Here is an 11477-nt window from a genome sequence, read left to right on the forward strand (position 1 = left end):
ATGCAGCCTGATAAAAGTAAATCCGGAGTAACCCCGGACCCGAGAAAGCACGCTCTGGACCAGTGGGTCAGTGCGTACCTGGGTGAATCGGTGACCGGTGAGCCCGCGTCGGCGGATGCCAGTTTTCGTCGCTATTTCCGTTATTTTCAGGGTGGCACCAGCCTGGTGGCCATGGATGCCCCGCCGGAACAGGAAGATTGCGGCCCCTTCGTGGACATCGCCGGGCGCCTGAAACAGGCCGGCCTGCACGTGCCGGCCATTGTCCATCAGGATTTGCAGCAGGGCTTTTTGCTGCTCAGTGATATGGGCACGCAGACCTGGCTGAATGCCCTGACCGAAGCCAATGCCAACGACTGGTACAGCGCCGCCATCGATGCCCTGATTACCCAGCAACTGCATACCGATACCACCGGCTTGCCGGAGTACGATGAGGCGTTGTTGCAGCGGGAACTGGAGCTGTTTCCCCAGTGGTACCTGTTCCGCCACCGCGAGAAGGTGGTCACCGGGGAGCTGCGTCAGCGGCTGGACCGGGTGTTCGATGTGCTGATGCGTTCTGCCCTGGCGCAGCCCCAGGTGTTTGTGCACCGCGATTACATGCCGCGCAATTTGATGGTCTCCGACCCGAATCCCGGGGTGATCGATTTCCAGGATGCGGTGGCCGGGCCGATCAGCTATGACGTGATCAGCCTGTTCAAGGATGCCTTCCTGAGCTGGCCGGAAGAGCGCGTTCTCAGCTGGCTGCGCGAATATTTCGACAAGGCCACGGCCGCCGGGTTGCCGGTCCCTGTGGCGTTTGAAGATTTCCTGCGCGACTGCGACCTGATGGGCGCCCAGCGCCATCTCAAGGTTATCGGCATCTTTGCGCGTATCTGCCATCGCGATGGCAAACCCAAGTACCTGGGCGATGTGCCCCGTTTCTTTGCCTATCTGCGCACGGTGATTGCCCGTCGCCCGGAGCTGGCGGACTTGGAATGGGTGCTTGATCAGCTGGAGGACGATGCGTGAAGGCCATGGTCCTGGCCGCCGGCTACGGCAAGCGCATGCGCCCACTCACCGATCACACCCCCAAGCCGCTGCTGCAGGCGGGGGGCAAGGCGCTGATTGAATACCACATCGAGGCGCTGCGTGACGCCGGCATCGAGTCCCTGGTCATCAACACCGGCTGGCTGGGCGAGACGCTGGCGGCCACGCTGGGTGACGGTGCCCGCTACGGCATTCCCATCGTTTACTCCCACGAAGGCACGCCGCTGGAAACCGCCGGGGGCATCAGGCGCGCGCTGCCGTTGCTGGGCGATCAGCCCTTTGCGTTGGTCAACGGCGATATCTGGACCGATTTTGATCTGTCCCGGCTGGTGGAGGATCGCCCGGACCCGGTGCATCTGGTGCTGGCGGATAACCCGGCGCACCACCCGCAAGGGGATTTTCATCTGACAGACGCCGGTCGGTTGCGCGATAATGCCGAGCCCAGGCTCACCTATGCCGGCATTGGCCGCTTTGATCCCGCCGTGTTCGCCAGCCTGCCCGACGGCGAAGCGAAACTGGCGCCGCTATTGCGGGCGGCCATGGCGGAAGATGCCGCCAGCGGTGAACACCACCGCGGCCAGTGGTGGGATATCGGCACCCCGGAGCGCCTGGACGAACTGGATCGGTTACTCAAGAGCACCTGATCCAGCGCCGAAAATGGTTTTGTCGGAGCGTCGGTTATTCGCAACTCGAAACTCGTCACTCGCAACTGTCTTTACACTGAGGATGCCCCATGCCCAAGCAGGACTATCTGATCGCCCCCTCCATCCTTGCCGCCAACTTTGCCCGTCTTGGGGAAGAGTGCGACGCGGTGCTGGCGGCCGGCGCCGATGTGATCCATTTCGACGTGATGGACAACCATTACGTGCCCAACCTGACCATCGGCCCCATGGTCTGCAAGGCCCTGCGAGACCACGGCATCACCGCCCCCATCGACGTGCACCTGATGGTCAGCCCGGTGGATGAACTGATCAGTATGTTCGCCGAAGCCGGCGCCAGCTACATTACCTTCCACCCGGAAGCCAGCCAGCACGTGGACCGCTCCCTGCAGCTGATCAAGAGCTACGGCTGCAAGGCCGGCCTGGTCCTCAACCCGGCCACCCGCCCGGACTGCCTGGAATACGTTATGGACAAGCTGGACATGATCCTGCTGATGAGCGTGAACCCGGGCTACGGCGGCCAGAAATTCATCCCTTCCACGCTGGACAAGACCCGCGCCGTGCGCCAACTGATCGACGCCAGCGGCTACGATATCCGTCTGGAAGTGGATGGCGGCGTCTCCGAGAAGAACATCCGCGAAGTTGCCGCCGCCGGCGCCGACACCTTCGTGGCCGGCTCCGCTATCTTCGGCAAAGACGACTACGCCGCCGTCATCCAGCAAATGCGCGACGAGCTGGCTGAAGCCTAGCAGCGAACCCATTGTAGGAGCGCCACTTGAGGCGCGAACCTGAGCTAAAGCGAAGGGTCGGTTGAATGCCCTCGCCAAGGCTCGGGTTCGCGCCTCAAGTGGCGCTCCTACATCAAGATGGTTCTTATGGAACCTTCCCGCCGCCCGGCTGCCTGACTCCTTAAGTCAGCCATCACTATCACGCCATGCCCCGCTATACCTCCATTCCTGTCCGGCTTCCCTTCCTGCTCCTGGTATTAACCAGCCTGGCAGCCTGCAGCCTGGTGCCCCCCGAGCGGCAATCTCCCCAACCTGAAATAGCCGAAATCCCACAGGAGCTGCCACCCCGGCAGACCCTGATCCTCGACAGCTTGCTCGCCCAGAAAGAAGACTGGCAGGGCGTGCCTTACCAATACGGCGGCCTCAGCCCGCAAGGCGTGGACTGTTCTGGCTTCGTCTATCTCACCTTCCTTTCGCAGCTGAACATGAAAGTCCCCCGCACTACTTCTGCCCTGATGCAGGAAGGCGAACCCGTGGCTCGCAACGAACTGGAAGTGGGCGACCTGGTGTTCTTCAAAACCGGCCCGGGCAATCGCCACGTGGGAATCTATATGGGTGAGGATGAATTTATGCACGCGTCGGTGAGTAGCGGCGTCATGCAGTCGTCCCTCAACAATCCCTATTGGAGGCAACGCTACTGGAAGGCCAGGCGGCTGGTGAATCGGTAGCGCCCGTTCGGTATTGCTCTTAAGAAATTACCTGGATTCCCCGCGTCTCCCGAAATCACAGCACCAAGGCGAAACCCGCTAGAAAAGCGGCAATCCTTGCCGCCAAGAAGCCTCCTGCCCCGGCCTCTTCGTTTATCGAATCCCTGCCCGTTTTCACCCGCGCGTAAGTTGAATTTGTAGGATATGGCTTACATATTTTTGTAAGTTGCTCAGATAAAGTGAACTTTCGGTTTAAGGGGAGGGGGGTTAGCTTGGTTCTCTGGGGACACGGGGCAAGACCTGATCCCCAGCCCCTCCCCAGACCTGCTTTGCATAAAAAAGGTGCACGATAAAACAACAACTATCAAGGAAGATAAATGTCAAAGTATCAAACAGTTTTAAAGGTGGGCTTATTGTCACTGTCTGCTTCGGCTATTAGCGGGATAGACGATTATGAACTCCGTCGTCTCCCCATTTCTTTGGGGGACGAGTTTACCAATGCTGTTGGTGATGTGCGGCAATTCATGCCTACAAGCATCAACAATGCTGGATTGATGGCAGGAACGCGTTTGACCTGGAGCCCGGATGGCGGTGATCGGACTCTAGGGGTGACAGGGCAGGCAAGTTATATTTATGACCTCGAAACCAGAACCTATCTGGCTCAGCCAATAGCTGGTATGGCAATTACCTCTATAGGTGATGAGGTGTATATAGGGAAAAAGTTGCACCCTAACGGGAAGCGCTGGCAAACTTGGCGCTGCCCGATTTCCGGCTTGGTGGAAGACGCTGTTCGTGGTGTTTGGACCAACCCAGGTTGTGCTCTGATTGATAATGATTACCTCGATCAGAATGTAGACCCTGGAGATTGGGCAGGTTTTTTTCTTGCTGGTATTATGATGAACGTTGCGGGGAACGGGGTTTATACCAATCAGTCTGGCTCTACAATCGTTTTCGATTTGCCTGATGCTGTTTATAGCAATGGGAGTAGTAATGGTACTTTGAAAGCTACATATTATAAAAACGATGCCGTATCCATGGTATTGGATGATGTGGATAATCCTCTTGAATCTTTTCCTCAGCTCATTGGCGAAATTAGCCCTGAGGCGGAATTGTCTTTTTTTACGTCCGAATTTGGTAGTGACGTAGCGTATTTCATCATGGAGCCTGATGCCTCGGTTTCTCCCGGTAAAGTTCATCGCGTTGAACTTCCTGACGGTCCTATTCTGCCACTCTTGTCCACGGTGGAAATTGATTGGATGGATCCTGAGACAGGAGAGTATGTGGCGCCATTGGCGATTAACTCTAGACAAGATGTATTAACGCAGAAAGGAGTCTGCAGCCTTTCGAGTGGTTGCCAGCAAAGAAGTAGCTTTGGTCCTGATTTTTTGTCCTTTGACGGCGCGGAATATGTTGTGATGTCAAGTCACTATTTTGATCATGAAATAATTGCTGCGCTTATTAATGGGTGCACAGAGTTTGAGTGTTCTCCTGGTGTCTACTTCTATGACTTCAACACAGACTCTTTTGAAACCCTTACAGCCTTGGTTGATGCTAAATTTCCAGAATCTGTAGATGTATCAGCAACGACATACACTATGCCAGCCTTTCTGTATGCGGGTGCTGCTGAAGTGGGTAGCCAGATGCTATCGAGTCGAAACGGGAAGTATTTTTCCTTTACCACACGAGATGCGAATTCAGGAGGTTTTCGGAATTACGTGATGAAGCGTAATGATTGATACTATGTAAATTCTAATCGAGCCCCATCCTACAACCACAGAAAGCCACCCGTTAGTCTCACGGTTTCCTCTGATCGTGAGGCTTTCCATTTCCTGGGGAATTTGGGGGTGGGTCTTGCTCCGTGCGCCAGCTAGTACGCAGCTAGAAAAAGGCAATATCTGACCCGGAATTCCTCAGAGGTCTTAAGCGATTAATGGGGTCAGCCCACGTTGTTCTAGGCGTTGGGCCATGGCGATGATGACGGGGTTGTGATGCTTAGCAACCTGCCAGCCATGAACAGCGCCTTTCTGGCAGCGGTGTGTCCGGCCCTAGATAAGCTGCTCCGTCCATTCAGGGAAGTGCCTGACTGTTTCTGTCGAGGTGTGACACCGATAAACGCGGCTAGGGCCTTTGCGCTTTTAAAGCGTCTGACATCTCCGATATAAGCCAAGAACTGGGCGGAAGCTCGCTTACCGATACCAGGAATGCTCTCCATCAGCTCGGCGTCATGTTTCAGCTCGGGGTTGCCATCAATATGGTCATCAATCTCAGATTGTACATTCTTGATTTCGCTATTCAGCCAATCAATATGCTCTCTAACCATATCCTCAACGCTGATTACCGATCCCTGATCAATGGCCTCAAGCCTGTTCAGCTCCTGCCGACGCATATCTATCAAAGCTTGTAGCCGGTCAACCAAGGCGCGTAGTTCCCGCACAGCCAGGCTCGGGGGGTGCCAGAGTTGAAGTTCTGCTTTCTGTGCAAAGCGGGCAATGAGTTTGGCATCCGCTTTGTCTGTCTTGTTTCGGTTTAATTCACTTTGGGCGAAACCCGTTATGCGAGCTGGGTTTACGACACTTACTGCCCAGCCAGCATCAGCGAGCATTATCGCGACTCTTTCGCTGTAAGGGCCTGTAGCCTCAAGGACAACGGGCGTTATTTTTGGCAGGTCGAGCTGTCTTAACCATCTCTCCAATTCACCATGACCTGCTGGCGTGTTCTTAAGAACTTTGGTTTTGGTCTTGTTGGCAGAGACAACGCAAATATCGAGTTTCTTCTTGGACACGTCGATGCCAACGGCATGCTCATTCATCATGATCTTCCTCGTATCCAGGCTCTGGGCATGCTGCCCGACCTAAGTTACCCTTCGAAATAGATGAAAGAGACAACGGACCGACGGACTCATCTGACCCACAGGCTAATTGCCTAAAGTCTTGCCAGTCTCAATCGGCCCGGCCGATTCATCAGGGTTACCATCCTGTTTTATCTCGGCATCTTCAAGATACGAGGTCTTCCACACATTTCCCAAAGCGTGTACTAATAGTCCTCGGACAGCTTCGCCAGAGCGCGCCTAAGGTTGTTCAGCGCAGACACTCCCAGCCGCTCTCTCAACTCAGCCGTGTGATAAATCACCCCCGGATCCAGGAAACTCTGCAACACCGCACTACGCCCTTTCCGAAACGCCTCCTCCGGCACAAAGTCATATTCCAGCCGAATCCACCCTTCATACCGGTCGTACAATTCCGCATCTGCCCCAAGAATACTCAGGTCGATATCCTGCAGCAGTGCCATGTCCGGGTCCGTGGGTGGGTGCGGGTGGATGGTGGCCAGGATGAGTGCGTGTACTCGATTGCGTTGCGCGTTGGTCAGGGTGCTATCGGCAAACTGCTGGGCAAACCAGTCGGCGCTGCGGGCTTCGTTGTCGCTGGCGCGGGGATCGTAGATCACATCGTGGGCCCACAGGGCCAGTTCAATGCATAGAGGGTCTGCGGCGAGGTGGTGGTATTGATCCAGCCAGTTCAGGCAAGCGGCGACGTGATCCAGGGTGTGATAGTGGCGATGGGGCTCGCTGTAGTGGGAGGCCAGTTGTTGCCAGGTGGCTTGCGGCTTGGGCAGTAGCGGAGCGACGACACGGTTCCAGCGTTTTTGCAGCGCTGACACGGCAGTCACCCGACGTCCTCCCAGGGTTTGCCATCCTCATCCACAAAGCGCACATCCCGCACGGTGAGCACTTTGCCCTGCCGGTTATTAACCACTACCGGGGCCAGCGGCTCGCCGCTCTGGCCGTCCACCAGTTGCATGGTGTCTTTCTCGCCGTTCCAGCGCTCGCTCCACTGGCGCAGGGCGGTGACCACGGTAAACAGGTCGCGGCCCTTGTCGGTGAGGCGGTATTCGTAGCGCTTGCCGTGCTCGCCCACGTCCACACGCACCATCACGCCGTTATCCACCAACCGCGACAGGCGGTTGCAGAGGATGTTCTTGGCGATGCCCAGGCTGTGCTGGAAATCCACAAAGCGGCGGGTGCCCAGCATGGCCTGCTTGACCACTAGCAGGGACCACCAGTCACCGACCTCATTGAGGGCGCAGGCTACCGAGCAGCCCATATCGTCGAAGCGTTTACGTGTCATGGCGGCAGTATAGATCAGAAAGGTTGCATTAAGAAACCAAATAAGGTTTTATTACGCAACCAAATTGAATTGACCGCCCGTGAGGGCGGATGCGCTGATTCTGTTTGTTATTGAGCGAGTGCTTCTGAAAGCGCTGCTGAAAGGGCCATTGCGAGGGTGGTTGCCATTGCTGGCCCCTTTTTTGTTACCCCGAATGCTCAAACCGAGCCCGTATCTGGCCCGGCCTAGAGAGTGAATAGATAAGACTGATTAGGAGAGCCCCATGAGTAGTTCCCTGGATAGCCTGCTGCGTCCTTTTGAACACAAGTCCCTGAAAATGCGTAACCGGGTGGCCATGGCGCCCATGACCCGTACGTTTTCTCCGGGATATGTGCCCAACGATCAGGTGGTGGGGTATTACCAGCGCCGTGCCGAGGGAGAGGTGGGTCTGATCATCACCGAAGGGACCTTTGTGGGCCACAAGGCTGCCAACGGTTACGAGCGGGTGCCGGCCATTTATGGTGACGAGGCCATGGCGGGCTGGAAGAAAGTCGTGGATGCGGTGCACGCTGCTGGCGGCCAGATTATTCCGCAGCTGTGGCATGTGGGTTCGGTACGCAAGCCGGGTATTGGCCCGGACAAGGATGTACCCGGTTATTCCCCGTCCGGCCTGTTCAAGCCGGGCAAGGAAAATGGCCATGCCATGACCAAGGAAGATATCCAGGATGTGGTGCGTGCCTTTGCCGAGTCCGCCAAGGCCGCCAAAGCCGTGGGTTTTGATGGCGTGGAGATTCACGGTGCCCACGGTTACCTGCTCGATCAGTTCTTCTGGGAAGGCACCAACCAGCGTGATGACGAATACGGTGGTTCCATCGAGAACCGTGCCCGTATCGGCATTGAAATCGTCAAGGCGGTGCGCGAAGCGGTAGGTGAAGACTTTGCCATCGTGCTGCGCTTCTCGCAGTGGAAGCAGCAGGATTACGACGCGAAGCTGGCGCAGAATCCGGAAGAACTGGAACGTTTCCTGATGCCCTTCGTGGACGCGGGTGTGGATGTGTTCCATGCCTCCACTCGCCGTTTCTGGCTGCCGGAATTTGAAGGCTCCGACCTGAACCTGGCGGGCTGGACCAAGAAAATTACCGGCAAGCCGGTGATTTCCGTGGGCAGTGTGGGCCTGGACGGGGACTTCCTCAACAGCCCGGACGGCATGGGAGGCACCGCCAACCCGGCAGGGCTGGACGAACTGGAGCGCCGCATGGACAACGACGAGTTCGACATGATCGCCGTGGGCCGTGCCCTGCTGCAGGACCCGAACTGGCTGGTGAAAATGCGCGAAGGCAAGGAAGAAGAGATTGCGCCGTTTACCAAGGCGGCGTTGGGCTCTCTGAGTTAAGAGCTACAAGCTTCAAGCTGCAAGCTACAACACGGGCCCGGGTTTGTCGGGTCTGATACATAAAGGCCGCGTCCAGAGTCTGGGCGCGGCCTTTTGTTTTTGTCTTCCGTAGGAGCGTCGCTGGCGGCGCGATCAAAATAGTTGCGAGTTACGAGAAGCGAGGCTCGAAAGGCACAACCTTGAACCATCCAGAAGCCTGGTCTTCGTAACTCGAAACTCGTCACTCGCTTCATAGGCTGGTGATCGCGCCGCCCAGCGACGCTCCTACGAATAGGGTTTCAGAAATAATGAGGCCGCGCCCAATGTCTGGGCGCGGCCTCTGTGTCTCAGTCCGCTGTGGCCTCAAACCGCGTTGCAGCTTGAGGCTTGTAGCTTGCAGCTTAGTCCTCGCCCTGATCCTCCAGCGATTGGTTCACCGCCAGCGCCAGCAGGGTGCAGATCACGCCGGACAGCAGGTACACGGTCACCGACATGAGTCCGAACTTGGCGGACAGGCCCAGGGCTACCAGGGGGGCGAAGGCGGCGCCGAACAGCCAGGCGAAGTCGGAGGTGAGGGCGGCGCCGGTGTAGCGGAAGCGCGGGGCGAAGTTGGCGGTCACCGTGCCGGAGGCCTGGCCGTAAGATACCCCGAGCAGGGCAAAGCCCAGCAGGATAAAGGTGTCCTGCATGACCGGGGTGCCGCCCATCAACAGCGGCGTGAGCAGGCTGAAGACGCCAATCATGGCCGCCAGGGCGCCCACGGTGGTGCGCTTGCCGATGCGGGCGGCGATCCAGCCGGAGCCGATGGTGGCCATGATGCCCACGAAGCCCCCCAGCACCTGTACGGTGAGTACTTCGGCGGTGGTCTGGCTGCCCTGGAAGGCGATCCAGGAGAGCGGGAAGATGGTCACCACATGGAACAGCGCATAGCTGGCCAGGGCGGCGAAGGAGCCGATGAAAATATTGTGGCCTTCCTCGCGCACCATCTCGCTGGTGCGGATGGGTTCCAGTTCACTTTCCTGCATGGCTTCGGTGTATTCCTCACCCAGCACCAGGCGCAGGCGCGCAAACAGGGCGACCACGTTGATGGCGAACGCCACGAAGAACGGGTAACGCCAGCCCCAGCCCAGGAAGTCCGCGGCGCTCAGGCTGTTATAGAGGTACAGGAACAGGGCGCTGGCGATCACAAAGCCCAGTGGTGCGCCCAGCTGGCCGATCATGGTGTACCAGCTGCGGCTTTCCTTGGGGGCGTTCAGGGCGAGCAGGGAAGGCAGGCCATCCCATGAGCCGCCGAATGCGACGCCCTGTATTACCCGGAACAGGGCGAGCAGGGCGATGGCGTAGCCGCCCAGTTTTTCATAGCCGGGGAGGAAGGCGATGCCCGCGGTGGCGGTGCCCAGCAGGAACAGCGCGGCGGTGAGCTTGATGCCGCGGCCCCACTGGCGCTGGATCCACATGAACAGGGCGGTGCCGAAGGGGCGTGCCACAAAAGCCAAGGCAAACAGCATGAAAGAATAGAGCATGCCCTGCAGCTGGCCGGTAAAGGGGAAAAACAGCTGCGGAAAGATCAGTACGGAGGCGATGCCGTATACAAAGAAGTCGAAATACTCGGAGGTACGGCCGATGACCACGCCCACGGCGATCTCGTTGGGAGCCACGGAGGCGTGGCTTTTTTGGCTTGGCATGGAAGCCGGATAGGTCTGCGACATGTTGTGCGCTCTTCACCAGAGTTGTTGTTTGTGCCTTGATGTCCATCAAGTATGGTTAGGACTTTAAGCCTATGGGACAAAATGTCCAATACCGGCTACTCATGCCCTTGGATAGAGTCCTGTCTACCTAAAAGCCAACCAGAAGATTCGCCAATGCAATTATTCAAATACTTGCGTGGAGCGTCGTTGACGTTGCTTGTCGCTGCCTTGCTGTCGGGCTGTGACGCAGTCGTGATGTCCCCCTCTGGTGACGTGGCCGTGCAACAGCGGGATTTGCTCGTCTGGGCAACCGTACTGATGTTGCTGGTCATTGTGCCGGTGATCGTGCTGACGTTGTGGTTTGCCTGGCATTACCGGGAAAGCAACACCGAGGCCAACTACAAGCCCGACTGGACCCATTCCACCGTGCTGGAACTGGTGATCTGGTCTGTTCCGCTGATGATCATCATCGCGCTGGGCGCCATGACCTGGGTGAGTACCCACAAACTGGACCCGTACCGCCCGCTGGACCGCATTGATGCGCAGACCCCGGTGCCGGTGGGCCTGGAGCCGCTCACCGTGGAAGTGGTGGCGCTGGACTGGAAGTGGCTGTTTATCTACCCGGAGCAGGGCATTGCCACCGTCAATGAGCTGGCGGCGCCGGTGAATCACCCGATCCGCTTCAAGATCACCGCCTCTACCATGATGAATTCCTTCTTCATTCCGGCCATGGCCGGGCAGATCTATGCCATGGCGGGCATGGAGACCAAGCTGCATGGGGTGATCAACGAGCCGGGCGTCTACAAGGGCTTTTCGGCCAACTACAGTGGCGCCGGTTATTCACAGATGAAGTTTGATTTCCACGGGCTGAGCGAAGAGGACTTCGCCAGCTGGGTTGCGGAGGTGAAAGCCAGCGACGGCAACCTCAGCCGTGATGAGTACCTGCAACTGGAAGAACCGAGCATCGGCGACCCGGTGAGCTATTACGGCCAGGTGGATCCGACGCTTTACTACGGCATTTTCAACCGCTGTGTGGAGCCGGGCCAGACCTGTATGGAAGACATGATGTACCACGGCGGCATGGACAAGCACGCCGGTCACCATGGCGATGCCAAGGCTGAGCATGCGGATCACCAAGATCATGCCGGCCATCAGTCCCATGGAGGCCACCATGAATAATTCTCTCCTGATCGCAAA

At 57.5% G+C, this 11477-nt stretch carries 11 protein-coding genes; 7 read left to right on the forward strand and 4 right to left on the reverse strand.

The features are described 5' to 3' along the window. From F1529_RS04940 to F1529_RS04960, 5 genes are all read left to right on the forward strand, one after another. Window positions 1-1005, forward strand: a complete 1005-nt coding sequence (locus F1529_RS04940; protein ID WP_155132598.1) for an aminoglycoside phosphotransferase family protein — start codon at window positions 1-3, stop codon at window positions 1003-1005. Further along, on the forward strand, window positions 1002-1667 hold the full coding sequence (murU, locus tag F1529_RS04945; protein WP_370456959.1) for an N-acetylmuramate alpha-1-phosphate uridylyltransferase MurU: 666 nt from the start codon (window positions 1002-1004) through the stop codon (window positions 1665-1667). The genes F1529_RS04940 and murU overlap by 4 nt, the downstream gene beginning before the upstream one ends. Before the next feature lie 89 nt (window positions 1668-1756). Next, the gene (gene rpe, locus F1529_RS04950) at window positions 1757-2431 is read left to right on the forward strand and encodes a ribulose-phosphate 3-epimerase (RefSeq protein WP_155132601.1); all 675 of its coding nucleotides are present in this window, start codon (window positions 1757-1759) and stop codon (window positions 2429-2431) included. Between the two features lie 185 nt (window positions 2432-2616). Then, entirely contained in the window at window positions 2617-3138 is a 522-nt protein-coding gene (locus F1529_RS04955) for an NlpC/P60 family protein (protein ID WP_155132604.1), read from the forward strand. A gap of 356 nt (window positions 3139-3494) precedes the next feature. Beyond that, the gene (locus F1529_RS04960) at window positions 3495-4853 is read left to right on the forward strand and encodes a hypothetical protein (RefSeq protein ID WP_155132607.1); all 1359 of its coding nucleotides are present in this window, start codon (window positions 3495-3497) and stop codon (window positions 4851-4853) included. A gap of 215 nt (window positions 4854-5068) precedes the next feature. Here the strand turns inward: F1529_RS04960 and F1529_RS04965 are convergent, their stop codons facing one another. The 3 genes from F1529_RS04965 to F1529_RS04975 all read right to left on the reverse strand — a co-directional run bounded on the left by F1529_RS04965 (window position 5069) and on the right by F1529_RS04975 (window position 7241). Then, window positions 5069-5929, reverse strand: coding sequence for an IS110 family transposase (locus F1529_RS04965; RefSeq protein WP_230457708.1), 861 nt, complete (start codon window positions 5927-5929; stop codon window positions 5069-5071). A gap of 221 nt (window positions 5930-6150) precedes the next feature. Continuing rightward, window positions 6151-6783: an N-methyl-D-aspartate receptor NMDAR2C subunit gene (locus F1529_RS04970; RefSeq protein ID WP_155132610.1), complete on the reverse strand. Its 633-nt coding sequence runs from the start codon at window positions 6781-6783 to the stop codon at window positions 6151-6153. Beyond that, window positions 6780-7241: a helix-turn-helix domain-containing protein gene (locus F1529_RS04975; protein ID WP_155132613.1), complete on the reverse strand. Its 462-nt coding sequence runs from the start codon at window positions 7239-7241 to the stop codon at window positions 6780-6782. The genes F1529_RS04970 and F1529_RS04975 overlap by 4 nt, the downstream gene beginning before the upstream one ends. Window positions 7242-7503: 262 nt before the next feature. On the opposite strand from F1529_RS04975, the gene F1529_RS04980 reads away from it, so the two are divergent. Then, entirely contained in the window at window positions 7504-8613 is a 1110-nt protein-coding gene (locus F1529_RS04980; protein ID WP_155132616.1) for an NADH:flavin oxidoreductase, read from the forward strand. Window positions 8614-8993: 380 nt separating this feature from the next. On the opposite strand, the gene F1529_RS04985 is transcribed toward F1529_RS04980, so the two are convergent. Next, window positions 8994-10301 carry an MFS transporter gene (locus tag F1529_RS04985; protein ID WP_155132619.1) on the reverse strand — a complete coding sequence of 436 codons (1308 nt, stop codon included), beginning with the start codon at window positions 10299-10301 and terminating at the stop codon, window positions 8994-8996. A 153-nt stretch (window positions 10302-10454) separates the two neighbouring features. Between F1529_RS04985 and cyoA the strand changes: the two genes are divergently transcribed. After that, window positions 10455-11459, forward strand: a complete 1005-nt coding sequence (cyoA, locus tag F1529_RS04990) for a ubiquinol oxidase subunit II (RefSeq protein WP_155132622.1) — start codon at window positions 10455-10457, stop codon at window positions 11457-11459. Window positions 11460-11477: the final 18 nt, after the last annotated feature.

The organism is Alcanivorax sp. VBW004, from assembly GCF_009718865.1.
Lineage (GTDB): Bacteria > Pseudomonadota > Gammaproteobacteria > Pseudomonadales > Alcanivoracaceae > Alcanivorax.